Origin of the sequence: Bradyrhizobium sp. AZCC 1721 (genome assembly GCF_036924715.1) — a bacterium.
Classification (GTDB): Bacteria; Pseudomonadota; Alphaproteobacteria; order Rhizobiales; family Xanthobacteraceae; genus Bradyrhizobium.
Genome location: NZ_JAZHSB010000001.1, coordinates 3,357,638 through 3,379,772, shown reverse-complemented (window position 1 = coordinate 3,379,772; position 22,135 = coordinate 3,357,638). Strand labels below are relative to the sequence as shown.

21 protein-coding genes are annotated in these 22,135 nt (G+C 62.9%); 12 read left to right on the top strand and 9 right to left on the bottom strand.

The window, feature by feature from the left end; genetic code table 11:
- Positions 1–52: 52 nt before the first annotated feature.
- The gene (locus V1273_RS16020; RefSeq protein ID WP_334384246.1) at positions 53–832 is read left to right on the top strand and encodes a cobalamin-binding protein; all 780 of its coding nucleotides are present in this window, start codon (positions 53–55) and stop codon (positions 830–832) included.
- Positions 833–986: 154 nt separating this feature from the next.
- On the opposite strand, the gene V1273_RS16015 is transcribed toward V1273_RS16020, so the two are convergent.
- Positions 987–2,264 (bottom strand): ArgE/DapE family deacylase, encoded by a 1,278-nt coding sequence (locus V1273_RS16015; RefSeq protein WP_334410187.1) that lies wholly within the window; start codon positions 2,262–2,264, stop codon positions 987–989.
- A 57-nt stretch (positions 2,265–2,321) separates the two neighbouring features.
- Complete coding sequence (locus V1273_RS16010) at positions 2,322–3,047, bottom strand: pyridoxamine 5'-phosphate oxidase family protein (protein ID WP_334382414.1); 726 nt, start codon at positions 3,045–3,047, stop codon at positions 2,322–2,324.
- A gap of 75 nt (positions 3,048–3,122) precedes the next feature.
- Here V1273_RS16010 and pdxR point away from each other — a divergent pair, with 75 nt between their 5' ends.
- A complete protein-coding gene (gene pdxR / locus V1273_RS16005) occupies positions 3,123–4,628 on the top strand; it encodes a MocR-like pyridoxine biosynthesis transcription factor PdxR (protein ID WP_334384247.1) in 1,506 nt (501 codons plus the stop codon).
- A gap of 88 nt (positions 4,629–4,716) precedes the next feature.
- Positions 4,717–4,977, top strand: a complete 261-nt coding sequence (locus V1273_RS16000; protein WP_334382415.1) for a DUF6719 family protein — start codon at positions 4,717–4,719, stop codon at positions 4,975–4,977.
- A 16-nt stretch (positions 4,978–4,993) separates the two neighbouring features.
- On the opposite strand, the gene V1273_RS15995 is transcribed toward V1273_RS16000, so the two are convergent.
- The 3 genes from V1273_RS15995 to V1273_RS15985 form a co-directional block, all read right to left on the bottom strand.
- Positions 4,994–5,443 (bottom strand): nuclear transport factor 2 family protein, encoded by a 450-nt coding sequence (locus tag V1273_RS15995; protein ID WP_334368572.1) that lies wholly within the window; start codon positions 5,441–5,443, stop codon positions 4,994–4,996.
- 184 nt (positions 5,444–5,627) lie between these two features.
- Entirely contained in the window at positions 5,628–6,026 is a 399-nt protein-coding gene (locus tag V1273_RS15990; RefSeq protein WP_334368570.1) for a hypothetical protein, read from the bottom strand.
- A 44-nt stretch (positions 6,027–6,070) separates the two neighbouring features.
- On the bottom strand, positions 6,071–6,220 hold the full coding sequence (locus V1273_RS15985; RefSeq protein WP_334368569.1) for a hypothetical protein: 150 nt from the start codon (positions 6,218–6,220) through the stop codon (positions 6,071–6,073).
- A gap of 383 nt (positions 6,221–6,603) precedes the next feature.
- On the opposite strand from V1273_RS15985, the gene V1273_RS15980 reads away from it, so the two are divergent.
- Positions 6,604–6,915, top strand: coding sequence for a hypothetical protein (locus V1273_RS15980; RefSeq protein ID WP_334382417.1), 312 nt, complete (start codon positions 6,604–6,606; stop codon positions 6,913–6,915).
- A gap of 50 nt (positions 6,916–6,965) precedes the next feature.
- Here V1273_RS15980 and V1273_RS15975 read toward each other — a convergent pair whose 3' ends face one another.
- Complete coding sequence (locus V1273_RS15975) at positions 6,966–7,514, bottom strand: CreA family protein (protein ID WP_334368567.1); 549 nt, start codon at positions 7,512–7,514, stop codon at positions 6,966–6,968.
- Between the two features lie 342 nt (positions 7,515–7,856).
- Between V1273_RS15975 and V1273_RS15970 the strand changes: the two genes are divergently transcribed.
- The 7 genes from V1273_RS15970 (at position 7,857) to V1273_RS15940 (ending at position 14,961) form a co-directional block, all read left to right on the top strand.
- A complete protein-coding gene (locus V1273_RS15970; RefSeq protein ID WP_334410185.1) occupies positions 7,857–9,308 on the top strand; it encodes a L,D-transpeptidase in 1,452 nt (483 codons plus the stop codon).
- A 72-nt stretch (positions 9,309–9,380) separates the two neighbouring features.
- Positions 9,381–9,953, top strand: a complete 573-nt coding sequence (locus V1273_RS15965; RefSeq protein ID WP_334410184.1) for a glutathione peroxidase — start codon at positions 9,381–9,383, stop codon at positions 9,951–9,953.
- Positions 9,954–10,104: 151 nt separating this feature from the next.
- Positions 10,105–11,052 (top strand): polysaccharide deacetylase family protein, encoded by a 948-nt coding sequence (locus V1273_RS15960; protein ID WP_334410182.1) that lies wholly within the window; start codon positions 10,105–10,107, stop codon positions 11,050–11,052.
- Positions 11,053–11,120: 68 nt separating this feature from the next.
- Entirely contained in the window at positions 11,121–11,630 is a 510-nt protein-coding gene (locus V1273_RS15955) for a dihydrofolate reductase (RefSeq protein ID WP_334412219.1), read from the top strand.
- 133 nt (positions 11,631–11,763) lie between these two features.
- A complete protein-coding gene (locus V1273_RS15950; protein ID WP_334368563.1) occupies positions 11,764–12,885 on the top strand; it encodes a TRAP transporter substrate-binding protein in 1,122 nt (373 codons plus the stop codon).
- Between the two features lie 70 nt (positions 12,886–12,955).
- Complete coding sequence (locus V1273_RS15945) at positions 12,956–13,549, top strand: TRAP transporter small permease subunit (RefSeq protein WP_334368562.1); 594 nt, start codon at positions 12,956–12,958, stop codon at positions 13,547–13,549.
- The gene (locus V1273_RS15940) at positions 13,546–14,961 is read left to right on the top strand and encodes a TRAP transporter large permease (protein ID WP_334410180.1); all 1,416 of its coding nucleotides are present in this window, start codon (positions 13,546–13,548) and stop codon (positions 14,959–14,961) included. The genes V1273_RS15945 and V1273_RS15940 overlap by 4 nt, the downstream gene beginning before the upstream one ends.
- A gap of 7 nt (positions 14,962–14,968) precedes the next feature.
- Here V1273_RS15940 and V1273_RS15935 read toward each other — a convergent pair whose 3' ends face one another.
- Both V1273_RS15935 and V1273_RS15930 read right to left on the bottom strand, forming a co-directional pair.
- Positions 14,969–15,421 carry a DoxX family protein gene (locus V1273_RS15935; protein WP_334368560.1) on the bottom strand — a complete coding sequence of 151 codons (453 nt, stop codon included), beginning with the start codon at positions 15,419–15,421 and terminating at the stop codon, positions 14,969–14,971.
- A gap of 291 nt (positions 15,422–15,712) precedes the next feature.
- Positions 15,713–18,022: an NADP-dependent malic enzyme gene (locus V1273_RS15930; protein ID WP_334410178.1), complete on the bottom strand. Its 2,310-nt coding sequence runs from the start codon at positions 18,020–18,022 to the stop codon at positions 15,713–15,715.
- A 256-nt stretch (positions 18,023–18,278) separates the two neighbouring features.
- On the opposite strand from V1273_RS15930, the gene V1273_RS15925 reads away from it, so the two are divergent.
- Entirely contained in the window at positions 18,279–20,261 is a 1,983-nt protein-coding gene (locus V1273_RS15925; RefSeq protein ID WP_334410177.1) for a hypothetical protein, read from the top strand.
- Between the two features lie 13 nt (positions 20,262–20,274).
- Here V1273_RS15925 and aspS read toward each other — a convergent pair whose 3' ends face one another.
- The gene (gene aspS, locus V1273_RS15920; RefSeq protein ID WP_334368555.1) at positions 20,275–22,050 is read right to left on the bottom strand and encodes an aspartate--tRNA ligase; all 1,776 of its coding nucleotides are present in this window, start codon (positions 22,048–22,050) and stop codon (positions 20,275–20,277) included.
- Positions 22,051–22,135 lie beyond the last annotated feature (85 nt).

The window sequence follows — 22,135 nt, the reverse complement described above, 5'->3', positions numbered from 1 at the left end:
CCGAGGTAATGGCCGCCGTGACATGGCGCGCGAAATTCGGCATACCGTCGGCATGCGCCAGTTCCCGCCCCGCCGGATCATCTGTCTGACCGAGGAGACCGTGGAGACGCTGTACCTGCTCGGCGAGCAGGACCGCATCGTCGGTGTCTCCGGCTATGCGGTGCGGCCGCCGGGCGTCCGTCGCGACAAGCCGCGGGTCTCGGCCTTCATATCGGCGGACATTCCAAAGATTCTGGCGCTTGAGCCCGACCTCGTGCTCGCCTTTTCCGATCTGCAGGCAAACATCGTTGCCGACCTCGTGCGCACGGGCGTCGCCGTCCATGTCTTCAACCAGCGCGACATCGCGGGCATCCTCGCGATGATCCGGACGCTGGGGGCTATGGTCGGTGCGGCGGAGCGCGCGGATCAACTCGCGCGCGGCTTTGAAGAGCGCCTCGCGCGGATCGCCGCGACGCCCCGGCCCGCACCGAAGCCCAAAGTCTATTTCGAGGAGTGGGACGATCCGCTGATCTCCGGCATCGGCTGGGTTTCCGAGCTGATCGAGATCGCCGGCGGCGAGGACGCGCTGCCGAAGCTGCGGTTTCAGCAGGCCGCCAAGGACCGGATCATTTCGTCGGATACGCTGCGTGACGCCGCGCCCGACGTGATCCTCGCGTCCTGGTGCGGCAAGAAAGTCGTGCCCGACCGCATCCGGCAGCGTCCAGGCTGGGGCGAGATTCCTGCCGTGCGCAACAACCGCATTGTCGAAATCAAGTCGACCATCATCCTGCAGCCGGGACCTGCGGCGCTGACGGATGGGTTGGATGCGATTGTGAAGGCGTTGTGGGGGTGACCGGCAATCTAGCCGTCGTCCCTGCGAACGCAGGGGACCCATACGCCGCGGCCTGTCAATGTGGCGATGTGGAAGTTGCCTCCCGCTGCAATCAGCGCCGGTGGTTATGGGTCCCCTGCGTTCGCAGGGACGACATCGAACTTCGTGGCTCAGTTTAAGCCTTCTCCACACCGCACCATTCCGCGATGAACAGCGCGGTTGCTTTGGTCGACTTTCGCAACGAGTCCAGCTCGACATATTCGTTGAAGCCGTGCATCGCGGCGCCCTTCGCACCGAAGCAGAGGCTCGGGATGTTGTAATTCAACCCGTAGAACCGGGTATCGGTCAGCGCGGTGAACGCGCGATCCGGCACCACGCCGCCATAGACGGCGTCGAACGCTTTTGCGAAGGCGGCTTCCGGCTCAGCCGAGTTCGTCAGCTCATAACCCTCCGACAAAAAGCCCGACCATTCGACCTGCGGCGGATTGTTGGAGAGGAATCGGTGATCGCGCGCCGCCGCCGACACGCAGGCCAAAATCTCCTTCTGGCATTCGGCGATCGACCAGCCCGGCAGGACTGCGATGCGGCAATCGACGTCGCACCAGGCCGGCACACTGGAGGCCCAGTCGCCGCCCTTGATGATGCCGGGGTTGAAGTTGAGCGGATGGGCGACCGCCTTGAAATGGCGGTCCGCCCTGGCGCGCTCGTTCCAGTCGGCCTCGAGCTTCTGCAGCGCGTGGATCAAATGATACGCCGCCATGATCGCGTTGGCGCCGGCGCCGGCCTCGAACACATGAACCGGGAAGCCGCACACCTTCAGGCGAAACCAGATCACGCCGACCTGCGAGCGCACCATGGTCTCGCCCGTCGGCTCCGGGATGAAGCAGGCGTCCGCGCGATAACCGCGCTGCAAGGTCGAGAGCGCGCCGACGCCGGTCGATTCTTCCTCGATCACGGATTGAAAATGGATGCGCGCCGCTGGCCTTAGCCCAGCGGCCTTGATCGCATCCAGCGCATAGAGTGCGCCGATGGTGCCGGATTTCATGTCGCAGGCGCCGCGGCCGTACATCCTGCCGTCCTTGATGGCGGGCGAGAACGGCGGCGTTTCCCACATGTCGAGGGGACCTGCCGGCACCACGTCGCAATGGCCCTGCAGGATCAGCGATTTGCCTGAAATGTTCGCGGGACGGTACGTACCCACCACCGTGCGCGCCTTGGAAAAATCATGCTCGATCGGGCCGAAGCCGCGCAGATCCTTCAAATCCTCGACGTCGATATGCCAATCGTCGACCTCGTAGCCACGCTGGCGCAGGAGATCGCCGATCATGTCCTGGCACGGTCCTTCGGCGCCACGGGTCGAGGGGATCGCAACGAAATCCTTCGTCGTCGCCAGTTGCGCATCAAAGCCGGCGTCGACGGCGTCGAGGATTCTTTGTTGCGTATCGGTCGTCATGCGGCAGCTCCAGTAAAGGAATTCCAGGAAGTCGGGAGTGCGCACCCTACCCCGATCTCAGCCGCCGGCGTAATGCGCAAAATGCGCATCCCGCAATGCATCTTCGAGCAGGCGGCCTTCTGAATAGCCGTTCAGCGAGGCCGGCCGCTCGACGCCGTCGAGAAGCCGCGGACAGGGTTCCGGCCGGCCCAGCACCGTGCGCACCGGAATACGCTCGGCATAAACAGGCAGTTCATAGTCTTCCTCGTCGTCGGCGACACCCTTCGACCTGATCTTGGCGGACGCCTGCTCGATTTCCATCGCGATCACCGATGTCGCCTTGATCTCCTGTGCCGTGCTTTGCCTTAACGTCGCGGTTCGATCGGGAAAGAACCGGTCGACCATGGCGACGAGCGCGCGCTCCTTCTCCACCGGATCGGTGACGAGATAGGCGATGCCGAAGGCCATCACGGCGCGGTAATCCGCCGAATGGTTGAAGCCGCAGCGGGCCAGCACCAGGCTATCGAGATGCGCAACCGTGAGGCAGACCCTCTCGCCCTCGGACTGGTTTCGCAGCATGCGGCTGGCGCTGCTGCCATGCCAGTACAGCTTGCTCCCTTCCCGCCAGAAGAATGTCGGCGTGCAATAGGGCTGGCCGTCGATCACGTAGGAGACGTGGCACAGCATCGAGGCGTCGAGCAGGCCGTGCACGGTGGCGTGGTCGTAGAAGCCGCGATCATGACGGCGCTTCACCTGGTTGCGCGGCGATAACGGATATACGTCGGCGGTCACGGCTTCGGTCACGGCAGCTCCTGTTGGATCGGTGAGCGGTCGTTGAGAGTTGTACCGGCCAATTTGGTCTGCGATAGTGCCAATTCGATGCGAAAAATTCCGACCAATTCTCCGCCGGCGCGACGCAAGGCCGAGCTCGCGCTCGATCTCTCCGGCCCTCACGTGACGCCGGGCGCCTCGGCCCCGCACCGGCTCTATCAGGCGCTGTGCCACGCCATCACGGGCGGAATTGCAAAGCCCGGCGAGCCGCTGCCGCCGTCGCGCACGCTTGCGAAGCAGACCGGCTTCCGCCGCAACGCCGTCACGTCAGCCTATGAGCGCCTGATCGCGGACGGTTTTGCGGTAGCCACCGTCGGATCCGGCACTTTCGTCGCCGCGCGTATTCCCGCCCGCGTCCATGACGCTCGCAGGACGAAGATCGCGATCGAGCCGCCGCAACAAGGCCCGCTGGCGCTCGGCTGCACGCACATCGACGAACGGGCGCTGCAGCGCTTCAGGTCGTTTGCCGGCCGGCGCATGCGCGCGTTCGGCACCGAGCACCTTCAATACGGCGACCCCAGGGGCAGCCGCGAACTCCGCGCCGCGATCGCCGATCACTTGTTGTCGGCGCGTGGGCTGCGCTGCGATCCCGACCAGATCATGCTGACGTCGGGAACGCAGCATAGCTTACGGATCGTGCTGGGCGCGATCCTGAAATCCGGCGATCAGATCTGGTGCGAAGACCCCGGCTATCCCGCCGCACGAAGGGCGATCGAGCATTGCGGCCTGCGCCCCATCTCGGTGCCGGTCGACGCCTCCGGCATGATCATAGCCAGGGGCCGCGCGCTCGGGCCCGCCGCCGGCGCGGCCTACGTCACACCGTCGCACCAGTTTCCGCTCGGCGTGCAGATGTCGATGGCGCGGCGGCTCGAACTGCTCGACTGGGCAAGGGATGCCGGCGCCTTCGTGATTGAAGACGACTATGACAGCGAATTTCGATATGACGGCGCGCCGCTGCTGTCGCTCGCCGGCATCGATCATCTCTCGCGCGTCATCTACATGGGCACGTTTGCAAAGACATTGTTCCCTGGATTGCGCATCGGCTACTGCGCGCTGCCCGAGCGGCTCGTCGGGCCGGTGACGACAGCCCGTGCCGCGCTCGACCGCTTTCCCGGCACGCTGCTCGAAGGCGCCGTCGCAGACATGCTGAATTCCGGCGCGTTCGCGGCCAACCTGCGCCGGGTGCGCGGGATCTATCGCGAAGCGCGGGACGTGCTGGCTTCGACCCTGTCGACCACGTCGAATGGAGCGCTATCGGTGCCGGTGCCCTCGCAGGGCCTGCATCTGGTCGCGCGGTTCGATCCCTCGACCGATCCGCTGGTTGCCGCACAGGCAAAGGCCGAGGCCGGCGTCGCAGGTTGGCTGCTGGCGGAAACTTATTTCCGCGCACGCCCGCTTGCCGGCTTCGTCCTCGGCTTTGCCGGCCACAAGCTGCCACAACTGATCGCGTCGGCCGAGCGACTCGCGAAATCATCGCTGGCCGCCTTGCAGGCAAACGGCAAGCCGAACAACGCTGGAACTGGCAAGGTCAAACGGCTGAAGGCCGTGACGTGACCACTCGCGCCGGCCGGCACCCTATCAGAATCGCGGCCGCGTCACTAAGCTCGATAGTCAAAATCAACTTCACGAACGGAAATACCCAATGCCCGGCCATCGCAACGTCTCGTATCTCGTCATCGGTGCATTGATCGCAGGCGTGGTCAGCCATGCAACGACGGCCCTCGCCCAAACGGTCTCACGCGAGCAGGACATTGTCGACCTCAGGCTCGGCCAGCGCGTCCTCGTCGATGATGGATCGTGTCCGACGGGACAAATCAAGGAAGTCCAGGGCTCGCAAATGACGACATCAGGCGTGCTCCGCACCCGCAAGTGCATTCCGCGGCTGGGGACGAAGAAGCGCTAGCGGCGATCGCACCGGCCTAGAACATGCCGTTGGTGTTGGCGGCCTTCTCGGGAATTTCCTGCACGACATCCCAGTGCTCGACGATCTTGCCGTTCTCCAGCCTGAAAATGTCGACGATGGCGCGGCCGCGCGTGCCTTTCTCGCGCACGCTATGGACGTGGACGATCACGTAGTCGCCATCGGCAAAAGCGCGCTTGATCTCGCTGCGGGAGTCCGGAAATTTCTCGCGGAGGAAACCGAGGAAGGCCTTGAAGCCCTCGATGCCATCCGGCGCCGTCGGATTGTGCTGAATGTAATGCGGCCCGAAAAACTTCGCCGCGGCATCAAAATCCTTCCGATTGAGAGCCGCATCGTAAAATTCGAGCACGGACTTCTTGTTGGCTTCCTGTGTCGTAGCGTCGGCGGCGACCGCCGGAGATATGGCCAGCGACAATAGGCCGATCAGGCCGACAAAAAGAGATTTCATGACAACTCCCTTGTGCAATCGGTCTCGATACGGAGCCCAACCTACCAGCTTCCGTATCGACCGACGACCCCGCGCCACAGCGCATCGCGTTCGCGCGCTGGTGTGCCAGGAAGTCGCCGAGCGAATAGCTCTGAGCAGCTATTACGCGGTAGACTTAAGGGCGGAAAGTATTTGCGAGCCGCGCTTACTGGTTCGTCGCCGGCTCGAACATGCATTGCAGCGTCGGCTTGGCGATCTTGGTGAAGGTCGGGCCGATCTCGGATCGCTTCGACGCCGGCACCCACGCGGTCTCGATCGTCGGCACCCCGGTCTCGCTGATGCCGCGCAGCAGCGCTTCGCGCAGGTCGGCATCTTCCACGGTCGCGGCGGCGTAGTCGTGCAGGCAGCCGCAAACCCTTTCGGGATGCGCCCAGCGTCCGACCATGTGGGGCGCGCAGAGCCGCACGAATTCGCCGCGCGGATCAGGCAGCTTGAACAGGGAACGGAACGAGGTCTGCGGCGGCTGAAACTGGACTTGAGCCTGCGCCGCGCCGCTGAGAAGAAGAGACGCAAAGATTACAGCAGAACAGATGCGTACGAACATACCGAGCCTTTATCGGCGATCTCGTTGCAAAGGATCCGCTACGCTCAGTTGGCCGCCACGACCATCGGAGCCGCAACCGGCGAACCGTTATAGGCGAAGGTGCCAATCCCCGGCAGGCCTTGATCCGAAGAACCAGCCATCGAGGGACCAGCCAGGATGAAGACCAAGGCGAGGATGAAGCTGATGGTCCGCATCTGACTGTCTCCGGTTATCAGTGGCTGGCGGTGCCTGCCGTCTCGTTGGCCACCTAATAGGTCTCGGCTGTTTCCAGACATCTGCGCCAAAAACGAAAAATGGTTTCGTCGCGCAGGAGAATTGTTTCGTCGGCCCTGTCGGACGAAACAATAGCGGGAAAAATCCAATGAATTCAGCCGGGACGCTCGTATTTGAGATGCTCAGGCGGAACTCCGCAAGCTGGCCATTGCGGCCACTTTGGCCTCCGTCCAATGGACGAGAACTGCCTCGCTCGCTGGCAGATCGGATGAACCGAAGCTTCGATTCGTCCGACTCAGCGAATGCCACGCAACCTTCCGCGTGCCTGTGCGTTGTGAGCCTTCCTCAACAAAGGACAGTAGTCGTGGGCAATGGCAACAGTGCACCCCCGACCCGCAAACCCGGCCAGCCGGTGGGTGAAAATTTGTCTGGAAGTGAAAATTGGTCTGGAAGTAACGGCTCCGAACAGCGGATCAATCCTTCCTCGAAGACAGAGCGCCACGGAAAAGCCTCAGAGCATCCTGTGAGCCTTTGTGGCGCGATGTCACAACAAGGCGGCGAATTTCGCGGCAATGTCTCTGCGCCGCAGAAATTCGTGCATCTGGTCGGCTGCCGCGACCGCAAGGTCGGGCCCGGCCTGGAGGCCCGCCAATATTCCAATCCGCTCAAGCGGTAAGCTTGATACCCTCATCCTGGATCCGATCTCGGATCCGGGCGGTATCGGACTTACTGGATGAATTCACCGCATTTCTGAACCGCTGCCTCAGTGGCACCCCAGGGCATGATCGGCACTGAGGAGGTGGAGTTTTTGGGTGAACCTTCGATCAGCTTGTCCGAATAGACCATGTAGACCAGTACATTGCGTTTGGCGTCGCAGCCGCGAACGATCTGCATCTTCTTAAAGAACAGCGAGCGGCGCTGGCGGAACATATCGTCGCCCTGCTCCAGGCTGTGCTTGAACTTGATGGGGCCGATCTGGCGGCACGCCAGCGAGATATCCGAGACTTCCTCGGCAAGGCCAAGCCAGCCCTTGAAGCCGCCCTTTTCCGGCACCGTGAAGTGACAGGCCACCCCCTCGACCTCGGGGTCGTCGACCGCATAGGTCGCAAGCTTATCGTTGGGGCTCAGCCACTTGAATACGGTCGAGCGGCGAAAGATCAGGTCGGGCTCATCGGCGGCCGACGCCGGGCCCGCGTGCCACAATGTCAGCGCCAACACCACCAAGGCCACGCTTCTCCACTTCCTGTCGCACTTAACGATGGCCTTGGATGTCATTGATATCTCCGCTGAAGGGCTCGCCGCCTATGTAGTGCCAGAAAGTGGAACAGGAAGGCCGCAGCGGATTTGAAGGCCGCAGTACCGCCTTATGGATGGCGTCTGATCAAGCAGGCGGTTTAACGGAATGTGAGGCTTTTTTGCTACGATCGGGGCGAAAAGGGCTGGAATTAGAAGGCTTACGCTGGTGAACGCTTTTCGCCTTTGCGACAACAAACGAATAGGCAAGACAGTGGATTCGAGTACCCGGATTTGAGGATTATGCGCGTGAGCGGGCATCGGTATTTCAGTGCGAGTACTGCGGGCGCGACGATTTCGAAGCAGCGATTTTGGCAGATTGCGATGTTGACCGCGGCAGGCATCGTCGTCGCCGCTCCCCAAGCCGACGCCGCGGCCCTGTTCTACTGGCAGGATTCCGATCCGGGCTATTACCGGCCCTTGCCGCCGATGCAGCCGCGCAAACCGAAGGTACGGCGACCGTCAGCAAAGACCGAGGCGGTCATCAAGGAGACCAACGCCAAACCGCAGGGGCCGTTGATTATCGCGGTCTCGATCGAGCAGCAGAAGGTCCGCGTCTACGACGCCAACGGGTTGTTTGCCGAAAGCCCGGTGTCGACGGGCATGAAGGGTCATTCGACCCCAATGGGCGTATTCAGCGTCATCCAGAAGCACAAGATGCACCGCTCCAACATCTACAGCGGCGCGCCGATGCCTTACATGCAGCGCATCACCTGGTCGGGGATTGCGCTGCATGCCGGCGTGCTGCCGGGCTATCCGGCGTCGCATGGCTGCATTCGCATGCCAACGGCCTTTGCCATAAAGATGTGGAACTGGACCCGGATGGGCGCGCGCGTCATCATCACGCCCGGCCAGATCACGCCTGCCAGTTTCTCGCACCCGTTGCTGGTGGCGCAGAAAGTCGTCCCGCAGCCGCTCATCGCCGACGATCCCACGACAGATGCGCCCGCGGTGAAGGGCGACAAGGGCGCGGACGCAGGCCATGCGGAGCCAAGCCTCGAACTCCGATCGACCGTCGGCCACGCGGCGCCGCTGCGCGAACAGACCCACACGGCGGATGCCGGCAGCGCTCTGCCGACGAGCGCGGTCGTGACCATGTCCGACGCAACGCCTGTCAGTGATACATCGAGCGCGGAGGCAAAGGCGGACGCGCCGAAATCCGAGCCAGCTATCTCGGCAGCCGGTGAGCCCACGAAGGCGATCGCTGATACACCGGCTGCGTCGGTTGTTGCGCCTGAGGTCAAGAAGGATACCGCGCGTCTGCCCGGCGCGGACAAGAGTCCCAGGGCCGAACCGCCCAGGCGTCCGGGCCAGATCGCGGTGTTTGTCAGCCGCAAAGATTCCAAGCTGTACGTCCGCGAGAGCTTCAAGCCGCAGTTCGATTTGCCGGTGACGATTGCGCCGAGCGACCGGCCGCTTGGCACCCATGTGTTCACCGTCGCGGCTGACAAGAACGATCCCAACCTGTTGCGCTGGTCGGTGGTCTCGCTGCCGGTCGCGGCCCGCAACGCTGCGCGGATCGATAACACCGACCCTGCTGCGCGGCGCGGCAGGATGCCCGGCGCAGCGCCCGCCGAGGCAAAGCTGCTGCTGGCGGCGAACAGTCCGGCCGAGGCGCTGGACCGCATCGCCGTCGCTCCCGAGGCGATTGCGCGGATCGCCGAGATGCTGACCACCGGCAGCTCGATCGTGGTGTCCGATCACGGCATCAACACGGGCGGCGAAACCGGCGAAGGCACCGACTTCATCGTCCCGCTGCGCATGGTCCAGCCATAACGGCTTGTTGAGGGGCGGAGGCCTGCGCATCGCGCTATGCTTCGGTCGCTAAACCGCAGCCCGAGGCTTTTCATGATGGACCGCAGGAGCGTGATGACCGCGGCGCTAGTCGCGATCGCAGGCCTGGCCTCGAGCAGGAAATCTCTGGCGCAGGCCGCCATGAGTCGAATCACGGCTTACGCGTTTTCGTTTCCGGGATTGGCCGGCGGCGACATCAGACTTTCCGAATTTGCCGGCCGGCCGATCCTGATCGTCAACACCGCTTCGCTCTGCGGCTTCACCCCGCAATATGGCGGCCTGCAGGAATTGTGGACCGAGTTCGGTGGCCGCGGCCTGATGATCGTCGGCGTTCCCTCCAATGATTTCGGCGGCCAGGAGCCGGGCGGCGCGACCGAAATCACTGCGACGGCGCAGAACCACCATGTCACGTTTCCGATCGCCGCGAAGGCCGTCGTCAAGGGACCGAACGCGCATCCATTCTACAGGTGGGCGGCAGAGGCGCGACCGAAGGATGTTCCACGATGGAACTTCCACAAATACCTGATCGGCCGCGACGGCTATATCGCCGATGTCTTTCCGGAATCCATCGAACCCGTAGATACACGGGTCAAAACTGCGATCGCTCGGGCATTGGCCGCTTCCTGAATTAACCGGCTCGGGGACAAATCCGCTGCGTCGCAACGGTTGCATTGGCGCGCGTGCTCCAACTAGGCTACTGTGCGTCGGGGGATGGAGGCAGACCGGACGACGGCAGCGCCACCGACCGGGTGCGGGATTCTAATTTGGGGAAAACAGGATGCGTATTGGGGCGGGGGTGATCTTTGCAGGCGCGGTTTCGCTGTTGGCATCAAACGCGGCGTGGTCGCAGGTTCCACCCGCCAAAGGCGTGGCCGCGCCTCAGGCAGCAACGGCACCAGTTCCCGCTCCGCCACCAGCGCCCGTCTCGACCCGTCCGCCTTGCAACAATCCGAACGCGCTCGGCATCGGCCGCACGGTCGAGATCGACACGACCGGCGGTCCCGGCTTCGGCTTCGAGCATTTCAAGGAGCTCGACTTCCTTCGCGACAAGGAAGTGGTGCTGACCTTCGACGACGGCCCGTGGCCGGTGAATACGCCTGCGGTCCTGAAGACGCTCGCGGAGGAATGCACCACCGGCATCTTCTTCCCGATCGGCAAGCACGCCACCTACTATCCCGAAATCCTCAGGCAGGTGATGGCGGCCGGCCATTCGATCGGATCGCACACTTGGTCGCATGCCGCCCTCGTCAACAAGAAGCTGAACGAGCAGCAGCGCAAGGACGAAATCGAAAAAGGCTTCAGCGCCGTGAAATGGGCACTCGGCGGCAAGGCGCCAGCGCCGTTCTTCCGCTTCCCCGCGCTGCAGCACCCGCCGGAGATGGTCACCTATCTTGGCGAACGCAACATCGGGATCTTCTCCTGCGACCTCGATTCCTTCGACTTCAAGGCGAGCAAGGCGCAGACCATCATCGACACCGTGATGCGCAAGGTCGAGAAGAACGGCAAAGGCATCATCCTGATGCACGACTTCCAGAAGCACACCGCCGAAGCCCTGCCCGAGCTACTGAAGAAGCTGAAGGCTGGCGGTTACAAGGTGGTGGCGATGCGCGCCAAGACGCCGGTGCAGACCATCGCCCAGTATGACGAGGACATCGTCAAGGATCTGAAGCTGCCGACCGTGAGCTCGCGCCCGGTTTCCAGCGTCGTCCAGACGATCTCGGAATAGTAGCGGCGCGACGCGGGCCCGTGCCGGCGCTGCGCATCGAAGGCTATGTCATCGTTTCCGCGGACGGCATGCTGGCGGACGCGCGCAACGTCATGCCGGACGAATTGAAGTTCGAGGGCGACAAGGCGTTTTTTACCGCCGCCCTCGACCGCTCCGACCTGATCCTGCACGGCCGCAATTCCTATGAGGACCAGCCGAACTCGCCGCGGCGCAAGCGGATCATCCTGACGCGCAAAGTCGATGCCATCGCGCCCGACCCGTCCAATCCGAAAGCTACGCTGTGGAATCCCGCGGGCGCTTCGTTCGAAGCCGCCTGCCATCATGCAGGCGTGGATACCGGCACCGTTGCCGTGATCGGCGGCCCCGGCGTGTTCGGCATGTTCATGGACCGCTACGACGTGTTCTGGCTCTCGCAAGCGCCGCATGTCCGGCTACCCGGTGGCGAACCCTGCTTCCCCGGAGTCCCCGCCCGTTCGCCGCAGGAAATCCTCGCCGCGCAAGGACTGCGCGCCGGCGAGCCGCAGATGCTCGATGCAGCGCACGAGGTGACCGTCACGCCGTGGCGGCGCGGCGCATAGGGCGTCATCCTTTCGTCCAATCAATCTCGCCGCAAGCCAACCCGTGGCCAGAGATCGCTTGACAGCGCGCGGGCGCGGTTCCAACCTGAAAAGAAAAAAGAAAAACACACGTCATCATCGGGAGGACCACGACATGTTGAGGCGCGCTTCAACCATGCTTGCAGCGGTGACTCTTGGGTTCGTCACTGCTTTGACCGGGCCGGTTCAGGCCCAAACCACCGAAAAGCCGTTAGTGCTGAAGGGTCAATCGACCCACCCTGCATCCTCGAACTTCCATCTCATCTTCAAGCTTTGGGCCGAGACCGTCGAAAAGATGACGGCCGGACGCCTCAAGATCGAGACGCTGCCGGCGGGAGCGATCGTGCCGCCGTTCGAGGTATTCGACGCCACGTCCAAGAACGTTCTCGATGTAGGCATGGGGCCGTTCGGCTACATCCTCGGCCGCAACACCGCGACGATACCGATGTCGCATGGTCCGCTGTTCGGTATGGACGGCTCGGACTACTGGGCCTGGTACTATGACGGCGGCGGCATGAAGCTGCTCGACGAGTTCTATCGCGACGTCCTCAAGCTCAACGTCGTCGGCTTCCCGATCCCGACCGATTACCCGCAGGGAATGGGCTGGTTCAAGAAGGAGATCAACAGCCTCAGCGATCTCAAGGGCCTGAAGTACCGGATCTACGGCATCGGTGCGGAAACCTACGGCAGGCTCGGCGTGTCGGTCGTCACCATTCCCGGCGGCGAAATCGTGCCCGCCATGGAGCGCGGCGTGATCGAGGGCGCCGAGTGGATCAACTGCGAGGAAGACAAGAAGCTCGGCCTGCATCAGGTGGCCAAGCACTACTACACGCCGGGCATGCACGAGCCCGTCACCGGCGGCCAGTTGATGATCAACGGTGACGTCTGGAAAAAGCTCACGCCTGACCTGCAGGAGATCATCAAGGTGGCGAGCGTCTATGCCACGACGCAACGTAACTTCGCCTTCAATCGCGAGACGGCGCATGCTTGCCAGGACCTGATCAAGGCGGGCGTTCAGATGCATCGCACGCCCGACGATGTCTTGAAGAACTTCCTCGACGAGTGGGAGAAGATCCAGGCGGAGCACGCGGCAAAGAACCCCTTCTACAGGAAGGTCATCGATAGCCAGAAGGCCTATGCCGAACAGATCGTGCCGTTCAAGCTGTCGTGGTTCCCGCCGTACAATTTCGCCGGCGAGTACTACTGGAAGAGCAAGATCTACCTGACCAAGAAGTGATCTCTCCGTAGTAGCGGAGCTGCTGGCGTCCGAACCGCCGGACGCCAGCATTGCCTGAAGAGGAGCGATCATGTCCGCGGACCCCAGCAGTGCTTCGGTCGCCAGCAATCCGGGCGGCGAATTCCCGCATGCTTTTTACTCGATCATACGGGCGATTGACCGCTTCACCGACGTGACCGGCAAACTCATCGCCATGTCGATGTTGTTTCTGGTGGTGACGATCTCCTACGAGGTCGTCATGCGCTACGGGTTCGGCGCGCCAACCGTTTGGGTCTACGAATCCAGCTTCATGGTCAACGGCGCGGCCTTCATGCTCGGATCGGGATACGCGCTGCTGAAGGGCGCGCATGTTCGTACCGACATCTATTGGGAGAATTACTCGGAGCGGAAGAAGGGCATCGTCGACCTGATCTCTTATCTGTTGTTTTTCTATCCGGCCATGATCACGTTCATGCTGATCAGCTATGACGATGCCTTGCACTCCTATGACACTGGCGAACGGTCGCAGGAAAGCGTGTGGCGCGCGATCATGTGGCCCTTCCGGGCCACGATCCCGCTGGCGGCCCTTCTTCTCATGATCCAGGGCGTGTCCGAGGTCCTGAAGTGCTGGTACCAGGTCCAGTTCGGGCGCGAGTTCGAGCACAAGGAAAAGATCGAAATATGACGGGACTCGAACTCCTCGGAATTGTCATGCTCGTGGTGATGCTGGGGGCGATCTTCATCGGCTTGCCGATCAGCTTCACGCTGCTGTTCCTGGCGCTGTCGTTCGGCTACGTCGGCATGGGCGAGCGCGTCTTCAACCTCGCCTACCTGCAGACCATCGGCCTGATGAAGCAGGACGAACTCGTTGCGGTGCCGATGTTCATCCTGATGGGGTTCGTCTGCGACCAGGCCGGACTGATGGAACGGCTGTTCAAAGCGTTCCGCGACCTGTTTGCGCCGCTCAATGGCGCGCTCTACGTGGTCGTCATTCTCACGGCGACGCTGTTCGGGATCGCCGCGGGGACTGTCGGCGCAACCGTCGCGCTGCTCGGCATCATGGCTGGGCCGATGATGATCCGCGCGGGCTACGATGTGCGCATGTCGGCCGGCTCCATTGCCGCCGGCGGCACGCTCGGCATCTTGATCCCGCCGTCGGTGATGCTGGTTGTGATGGCGCCCGTACTCGATATCTCGATCATCGATCTCTATGCGGCGGCGTTCGGTCCCGGCTTCCTGCTGTCCGCGATGTTCATCGCCTATACCTTGATCCGCTGTTACTTCAATCCGAAGCTCGGCCCGCCGGTGCCGATCGAGGAGCGGCCCGATTCGGTGCGGATCGTGCTATGGGAGTGCCTGGTCGGTCTGGTGCCGGTGACCATCCTGACGATCCTGACCCTCGGCGCCATCCTCGCCGGTATCACGACCGCCGCGGAAGCAGCGGCGTTCGGCGCGCTGGGGGCGATCCTCCTCGTCATTGCCTACGGCCGGTTCACATGGCGCGGGCTGGTGGATGCCTGCTATGCCACGCTGGCGACGACCAGCATGGTGCTGTTGCTTGCCGTCGCCTCCAACGTATTCGGCGCCGTCTTCGCATGGCTCGGCACGGCGACCTGGATGACCAACGCCCTGCTCGCTTCGCCGCTGCCGCCTTGGGGCACGATGTCCCTGCTCCTGACCCTGATATTCCTGCTCGGCTGGCCGTTCGAATGGCCGGCTATCGTCTTCATCTTCATGCCGATGCTCGCGCCGGTGGCCAAGGGCCTCGGCTACGACATGGTCTGGTTCGGCTGCATCGTCGCGGTCGTGTTGCAGACGGCGTTCCTCTCTCCCCCCGTTGCCATGTCGGCCTACTATCTCAAGCAGGTCGTCAAGGAATGGAACCTGCGGCTGATCTACCGCGGCATGGCCGACTTCATGGTGCTGCAGGTCGCTTGCGTGGCACTGGTGCTGATCTTCCCGGCCATCGCGATGTGGTTCCCGCAATGGCTGCAGGCGCGCAGAGTAGCGGCGCGCACCGCGCAGATCGAACACGTCGCGCCGCCGCAGAGCGCGACGCTGCTGGACGGTTCACGCGTTGTGGTCCGGAATTTCTGACCGCGGTTTAGATGTCCCCGTAGGCCGGCTCGTTCGGCCGCGGACCCTTGCCGTAGCCCGCGATCATGAACAGCGCGCCGATGATCGACAGGTTCTTCAGAGCCTCGATCAACGTCTTGGCATTTTCGGGCGCCGGCTGATTCCAGAAATCGTGGAAATAGAAGGTCGTGGCGAGCACGAAGAAGATCAGGAGGATCGCGAAGAAGCGCGCGGCGAAATTGACCGCGATCATCAGGCCGGCGAGGATCTCAAAACCGCCGACGCCGACCGCCAGTAATTGCGGCATCGGCATGCCCGCCATGGTTTCGAGCTGCGAGGTATAGGGCGCAAGCAGCGCCGGAATCGTTACCTTGGATGCGATGAAGTCTGCCGTCTGCTGTATCGCGAAAAGCTTGGTCGCTCCCGTGTACATGAAGAGCACGGCGAACAGGACTCGCCCGAAGGTAACTAACGCTGGCATGGGATCGGCCTCACTGAATGGCATGCAAAGATAGCAGGCGGCGCGAAACGATTATGGGCGTTTCGTCTCCGCTTTTCAAACGCTCAAATCGAAGCCATCCGCGCAGCAGCCTGCGCGGTGCCCTCAACCAGACATTCCTATAGAAGCAGAACCAAGGCGCTTTCTTGATCATCGTGGCTTTGCGCAAAAGCCGGCCCCCGGACTTGGTCCAGAGCCGGCTTCGGTTCACGCGAAGAAAGCGCGTCAGAACAAAAGGCTAAATCCCGATTTTGATTCAATCTGAATCGGGCTCTACCCGAACAAGGTTGGCTGCTGGCGGCCGGCGCGCTCTTGGGCCTCGACGGCGGCGACCGCCGTCATGTTGAGGATGCCGCGCGCCGTCACCCCCGGGGTGAGGATGTGCGCCGGGCGGGCCGGGCCGATCAGGATCGGACCAACGGGAAGCGCATCCGCCAGCGTCTTGATCATCTGGTAGGCGACGTTGGCGGTGTCGAGGTTCGGCATGATCAGGATGTTGGCATCGCCTTCCAGGTTGGAATGCGGCAGCACGAGTTTTCGCGCGGCAGCCGAGAGCGCGGTATCGCCCTGCATCTCGCCGTCGGCCTCGAGCTCCGGATGCTTTTCCTTCAACAGCGAGGTGGCACGGCGCATCTTGCGCGAGGATTCCGTATCATAGCTGCCGAAGTCGGAATGTGACACGAAGGCGACGCGTGGCTTCATGTTAAACCGCTGGACGTGGGTTGCCGCCAGCGACGCCACCTCCGCTAGCTCCTCGGCGCTCGGATTCGGACGCACCTGGGTATCGGCAATGAAATAGGACCCCTTGCTGGTGATCATCATCGCCAGCGCCGCGAAATCGCTGACGCCGGGCAGGAAGCCGATGATCTCGCGAACATGGCGCAGATGGCTCATATAGCGGCCTTCGACGCCGCAGATCATGGCGTCAGCCTCGCCGCGCACCACTGCCAGCGCGGCAATCACGGTGTTGTTGGTACGAACCACCGTGCGCGCAGCTTCGGGCGTGACGCCGCGCCTGCCAGCCACGTCGATATAGGTCTGCACGTAGGAGCGGTAGCGCGGATCGTCTTCCGGGTTGACGAGGTCAAAATCCTGCCCGGCCTTGATCGAGAGGCCGAACCGCTTGATCCTGGCTTCGACCACGGAAGGCCGCCCGACTAGGATCGGCCGCGCCAGATTTTCTTCCAGCACGACCTGCGTCGCGCGCAGCACGCGCTGGTCCTCGCCCTCGGCATAGATCACGCGAACCGGCTGGGTCTTGGCCTTGGCGAACACCGGCTTCATGACGAGACCGGAGCGGAAGGCGAAGCGTTCCAAGAGCGCGGTATATTCCTCGAAATTCGTGATCGGGCGCGTCGCCACGCCGGATTCCATCGCGGCTCGCGCCACTGCCGGCGCGATGCGCAGGATCAGCCGCGGATCGAACGGGCTCGGGATCAGCGAGCCCGGCCCAAAACCTTGCGTCTCGCCGCTGTCAAAGCCCTGCGCCACCGCATCCGACGGCGGATCGCGCGCGAGCTGCGCGATGGCGTCGACGGCGGCATGTTTCATTTCCTCGTTGATTCCGGTGGCGCCGACGTCGAGTGCCCCGCGGAAGATGAACGGAAAGCAGAGGACGTTGTTCACCTGGTTCGGGAAGTCGGAACGCCCGGTGCAGATCATCGCGTCGGGGCGCGCCTTCCGGGCTTCGTCCGGCATGATCTCCGGGGTCGGATTGGCCAGCGCCATCACAAGCGGCTGGTCCGCCATCGACTTGACCATGTCTGATGTCAGCACGTTGGGCGCGGACAAACCTAAGAAAATATCCGCGCCGCCGATCACGTCCGCCAGCACCCGCGCACTCGTTTTCTGCGCATAGACCGCCTTCCAGCGGTCCATCAGTGTGTTGCGCCCCTCATGCACGACGCCGTCGATGTCGCAGACCCAGATGTTCTTGCGCTGTGCGCCCATCGACACCAGCAGATTGAGGCACGCGATCGCCGCGGCGCCGGCGCCGGAGCAGACGATCTTCACATCGGGCAATTTCTTGCCGTTCAACAACAACCCGTTGACGATGGCGGCTCCCACAATGATGGCCGTGCCGTGCTGGTCGTCGTGGAACACCGGGATCTTCATGCGCTCCTTGAGCTGCGCCTCGATCTCAAAACATTCCGGTCCCTTGATGTCCTCGAGATTGATGCCGCCGAAAGTCGGCTCCAGCGCCGCGACCGTCTCGACCACGCGCTCGATGGTATCGGCGGCAATCTCGATGTCGAACACATCGATCCCGGCGAACTTCTTGAACAGGACCGCCTTGCCTTCCATCACGGGCTTGGATGCCAAGGGACCGATGTTGCCGAGCCCCAACACCGCGGTACCGTTGGAGACCACGGCGACCAGATTGGCGCGGGAGGTCAGCGACGCCGCTTCGGCCGGATTGTTGGCGATTTCGGTGCAGGCCGCCGCCACGCCCGGCGAATAGGCCAGCGCGAGGTCGCGCTGGTTGGCAAGCGGCTTGGTCGCCTGGATCTCGAGTTTACCGGGCCGCGGCAACTGGTGATACGCAAGCGCCGCAGAACGCAGATCTTCAGAATAGGACGACATGTAGGCTCCCGCGTTTCCGGTCCCGAACTCTTGCTCTTATTGATACTTCCAGATCAGGGTCAGTTTTCCGGCAAAATGAGGGGGATGTGAAGCACGGGCGACCACTTGGATGCAACATCCGAGAACGCCGCCGTCAACAGGGGCTCATCGACGAAGCGCGGCAAATCCGGTAGCATATTTGTCTCCCTACCCCATCCCCCTGGCCGACAATATGGCAAATTTGCCTCCTGCAACGTCGGCGTCCGGAGCACAACTAATGGTAAAGATATTGCTGGGTCTGGTCGCCGCGGTCGTGATCGCGGTGGGAGGCTTCTTCGGCTTCGAGTACTACACCCAGCATCGAATCAAGGGCGAGGTCGAGGCCGCGTTCGAGCAGATCAGAGCCAGCGGCGGCAAGGCCAGTCACGGCCAGGTATCGTTCGACCTGAAGAGCCGCACGCTCCGAATTGACGATATCGCGACTGAATCGGCAACGCAGCCGCCGGTGCGCGTGAAGGTTGCCAGCATCACAGCCTCCGGCGTCGGTCAGCCGGATACGGCACGCTTCTCGGCCGATGCGATCGAGGCGATCGACCTCGAAATCAATGCCAGCATGCCGGCAGGGGCAGATTGGCAAGTCACCTACAAGGTGCCGCGGATCGCGGCGAAGGATTTTTCCGGTCCGGCAGGCCTGCCGCGGCCACCGGCGTCCTCGTCGACGATAGACCTGTATCGATTGCTTATCGAACAGTTTGGTGCACTCACCGCCTCCTCGATCACGGCACCCAGTGTTGCCGGCACCATGAACTCCGGAAACCCGGCGCTGGGGAAGGGAGAATTCGCCTATTCCAACCTTACGCTGCGCGACATGAAGGCCGGCAGGATCGCCGCTGTTACTATCGACCGAATGACATTCACAGCGACCACGCAACCGAAGGGCAAGCCCGAGAAGGTGACCGGGGACCTGGCCAATCTCGCTGCGCAGGACGTCGATACGCTAGCCGCCGCAGCCATCCTCGATCCACAGCGCGCCAATGACGACCAATACTACCGCGTCTACCAGCAGATTAGCACCGGCGCCTATACGATCACCTCAGGACAAGGTCCGGCGGTGCGTATCGAGGGACTGACGGCCGACGATATCGGGGCGCGGCCCTCGCGGCTGCAGTTGGCTGCGCTGCTGGCAACGATACCGTCCGGCACGGCCCAGCCCACGCCGGCGCAGGCGCGCGAAATGATGGAACGGGCGGCCAAAATCTACGAGGGCGTGCGCATCGGAAACGGCGAGATACGCGGCCTTTCGATGGATATGCCAGAGGGCGGCTTCAAGCTCGCGTCGATGCGCTTCAGTCTGGAGAACGGAAAGACGGGCGAGTTTGCGGTCGAGGGTTTTGACGGCCGCACGCCCCAGGGCCCCGTCAAGCTCAGCCGCTTCGCCCTCAAAAGCGTGGATATCGCCGGCTTGTTGCGCATGAGCGCGCAGTTCTCGAACCCGGCGCAACCGCCATCGCCCGACCTAGCGCTCGGCATGATCGCTCTGCTCGAGGGCGCCGAGCTCAAAGGCTTCACAGCGCCCTACAAGAACACCGGCCGGCCGATCAACGTCGACCTCATCAGCCTCGATTGGGGACAGTTGGTCGGACCTGTTCCGAGCAAGGCACGGCTGATCGCGAAGATGTCCGGTCCCCTCGACACGACGGATCCCGGCCAGCGAATGCTGATTGCCACGGGCCTCGACAAGTTGGCGCTCGATCTCGATCTCGGCACGGTGTGGACCGAAGCATCACGCTCATTCGTGCTGGAGGCGGCAACGGTCGAGCTTGGCGGCATGCTGAAAGCGTCGGCAAGAATTTCGCTCGCCAACGTGCCGCGCGAGGTTTTCTCGATCAATCCGCTTCAGGCAGCCGCCATGGCGACGCAAATCGAGGCCGGCGGAATCGAGCTCACGGTGCGCGATCTCGGTGCCGTTGATCGCGCGGTCGCCCATTATGCCCGGATGCAGAACATCAGCCGCGACGCGGCGCGGCAGGCGATCGTCAAGGACGTTAGGGACAGCGGCGCCACAACGGCGACCAGCAATCCCGACGCCGAGGCGGTTGTGGACTCGCTGGCGCGCTTTATCGAGACGCCGGGAACAACGCTCACGATCAAGCTCACACCACTCGGCAAGGTGCCGGTGATGCAGCTATTCGAGCTACTTCAGACCGATCCGCTCCTTGCCTTAGCGCAGTTCCGGCTAGAGACAACGACGGCGCTCTGAGCCGTCGCGTGCTCTATCCCTTATCCGGCAGGTTGAGCCGGATGTGGAGCTCGCGGAGCTGCTTGGTCGTGACCTCCGATGGCGCGCCCATCAGGAGGTCCACGGCCTGCTGATTCATCGGGAACAGCGAGATTTCGCGCAGGTTCGTGGTTCCGCACAGCAGCATCACGATGCGGTCGACGCCGGCCGCCATGCCGCCATGCGGCGGGGCGCCGTACTGGAATGCGCGATACATGCCGCCGAAGCGCTCGACGACGTCCTTCTCGCCATAGCCCGCGATCTCGAACGCCTTCACCATCGCTTCCGGCTTGTGGTTGCGGATGCCGCCGGAGGCGATCTCGTAGCCGTTGCAGGTGATGTCGTACTGGAACGCCTTGATGGTCAGCGGGTCCTGCCCGTTGAGCGCGTCCAGTCCACCTTGCGGCATCGAGAACGGGTTGTGCGAGAAGTCGACCTTCTTGTCTTCCTCGTTGTACTCGTACATCGGGAAGTCGACGATCCAGGCGAGTTCGAACCGATCCTTGTCGATCAGGTTCAACTCCTCGGCCACCTTGGTGCGAGCGAGGCCCGAAAACTTCCAGAATTTTTCCGGATCGCCCGCGACGAAGAAGGCGGCATCGCCCTCCTTCATGCCGAGCTGGTCGCGGATCGCAGCCGTCCGCTCCACGCCGATGTTGTTGGCGAGCGGACCCGCGCCCTCGCCGCCCTCGCGCCACATGATGTAACCGAGGCCGGGCTGGCCTTCACCTTGCGCCCAGGAATTCATGCGATCGCAGAACGCGCGGCTGCCGCCGCCGGTGCCGGGGATCGCCCAGACCTGGTTCTTCGGGTCTTCCAGCATTCGCGCGAACACCTTGAAGCCGGAGCCGCGGAAATGCTCGGAGACGTCCTGCATCACGATCGGGTTGCGCAGGTCCGGCTTGTCGGTGCCGTATTTGCGCAGAGCTTCCGCAAACGGAATCCGCGGCCAGCCTTTGGTGACCGGCTTGCCCTTGGCAAACTCCTCGAACACACCGGTGACAACCGGCTCCATCGCCGCAAAAATATCTTCTTGCGTGACGAAGCTCATCTCGACATCGAGCTGGTAAAACTCGCCCGGCAGGCGGTCGGCGCGCGGATCCTCGTCGCGGAAGCACGGCGCGATCTGGAAGTAGCGGTCGAAGCCCGACATCATCAGGAGCTGCTTGTACTGCTGCGGCGCCTGCGGCAGCGCGTAGAATTTTCCCGGATGGATTCGCGACGGCACCAAAAAGTCGCGCGCGCCTTCCGGCGAGGACGCAGTCAGGATCGGGGTCTGGAACTCGAAGAAGCCCTGCTCCTTCATCCGCCGGCGCATGGAATCGACGATCGCGCCGCGGGTCATGATGTTCTGGTGCAGCTTCTCGCGACGGAGGTCGAGGAAGCGGTACCTGAGCCTGATATCTTCGGGATATTCCTGCTCGCCGAACACCGGCAGCGGCAGCTCGCCGGCAGGTCCCAGCACCTCGATCTCGCTGACGTAAACCTCGACCCTGCCGGTCGGCAGTTCCGGATTGTCGGTCCCCTCGGGACGGCGGCGCACCTTACCGTCGATCCGCACCACCCATTCCGAGCGGAACTTTTCCACTTCCTTGAACGCCGGCGAGTCCGGGTCGGCGACGCATTGGGTGATGCCGTAATGGTCGCGCAAATCGATGAACAGCACGCCGCCATGGTCGCGGATGCGATGGCACCAGCCGGAAAGACGGGCGATCTGCCCGATGTCGCTCTCACGGAGCGCGCCGCATGTATGTGACCGGTAGCGATGCATGGAAGTCCCAAAAACAGATGTCGGAGGTTGAGAATCGGGGGCCAAAGCCAGTCCGAAGTTGCGGAGGGTTTACCCGACGCAGCCG

What these genes read in the sequence shown, in the direction of transcription:
- V1273_RS15935 (WP_334368560.1), bottom strand. Translation starts at nt 15,421, where the DNA reads ATGCCAGCGTTAGTTACCTTCGGGCGAGTCCTGTTCGCCGTGCTCTTC.
- V1273_RS15950 (WP_334368563.1), top strand. Translation starts at nt 11,764, where the DNA reads ATGTTGAGGCGCGCTTCAACCATGCTTGCAGCGGTGACTCTTGGGTTC.
- V1273_RS15975 (WP_334368567.1), bottom strand. Translation starts at nt 7,514, where the DNA reads ATGACATCCAAGGCCATCGTTAAGTGCGACAGGAAGTGGAGAAGCGTG.
- V1273_RS15985 (WP_334368569.1), bottom strand. Translation starts at nt 6,220, where the DNA reads ATGCGGACCATCAGCTTCATCCTCGCCTTGGTCTTCATCCTGGCTGGT.
- V1273_RS15925 (WP_334410177.1), top strand. Translation starts at nt 18,279, where the DNA reads ATGGTAAAGATATTGCTGGGTCTGGTCGCCGCGGTCGTGATCGCGGTG.
- V1273_RS15965 (WP_334410184.1), top strand. Translation starts at nt 9,381, where the DNA reads ATGATGGACCGCAGGAGCGTGATGACCGCGGCGCTAGTCGCGATCGCA.
- V1273_RS15990 (WP_334368570.1), bottom strand. Translation starts at nt 6,026, where the DNA reads ATGTTCGTACGCATCTGTTCTGCTGTAATCTTTGCGTCTCTTCTTCTC.
- V1273_RS16015 (WP_334410187.1), bottom strand. Translation starts at nt 2,264, where the DNA reads ATGACGACCGATACGCAACAAAGAATCCTCGACGCCGTCGACGCCGGC.
- V1273_RS16020 (WP_334384246.1), top strand. Translation starts at nt 53, where the DNA reads ATGCGCCAGTTCCCGCCCCGCCGGATCATCTGTCTGACCGAGGAGACC.
- V1273_RS15955 (WP_334412219.1), top strand. Translation starts at nt 11,121, where the DNA reads ATGCTGGCGGACGCGCGCAACGTCATGCCGGACGAATTGAAGTTCGAG.
- V1273_RS15940 (WP_334410180.1), top strand. Translation starts at nt 13,546, where the DNA reads ATGACGGGACTCGAACTCCTCGGAATTGTCATGCTCGTGGTGATGCTG.
- V1273_RS15945 (WP_334368562.1), top strand. Translation starts at nt 12,956, where the DNA reads ATGTCCGCGGACCCCAGCAGTGCTTCGGTCGCCAGCAATCCGGGCGGC.
- pdxR (WP_334384247.1), top strand. Translation starts at nt 3,123, where the DNA reads ATGCGAAAAATTCCGACCAATTCTCCGCCGGCGCGACGCAAGGCCGAG.
- V1273_RS15995 (WP_334368572.1), bottom strand. Translation starts at nt 5,443, where the DNA reads ATGAAATCTCTTTTTGTCGGCCTGATCGGCCTATTGTCGCTGGCCATA.
- V1273_RS16000 (WP_334382415.1), top strand. Translation starts at nt 4,717, where the DNA reads ATGCCCGGCCATCGCAACGTCTCGTATCTCGTCATCGGTGCATTGATC.
- V1273_RS15930 (WP_334410178.1), bottom strand. Translation starts at nt 18,022, where the DNA reads ATGTCGTCCTATTCTGAAGATCTGCGTTCTGCGGCGCTTGCGTATCAC.
- aspS (WP_334368555.1), bottom strand. Translation starts at nt 22,050, where the DNA reads ATGCATCGCTACCGGTCACATACATGCGGCGCGCTCCGTGAGAGCGAC.
- V1273_RS15970 (WP_334410185.1), top strand. Translation starts at nt 7,857, where the DNA reads ATGTTGACCGCGGCAGGCATCGTCGTCGCCGCTCCCCAAGCCGACGCC.
- V1273_RS15960 (WP_334410182.1), top strand. Translation starts at nt 10,105, where the DNA reads ATGCGTATTGGGGCGGGGGTGATCTTTGCAGGCGCGGTTTCGCTGTTG.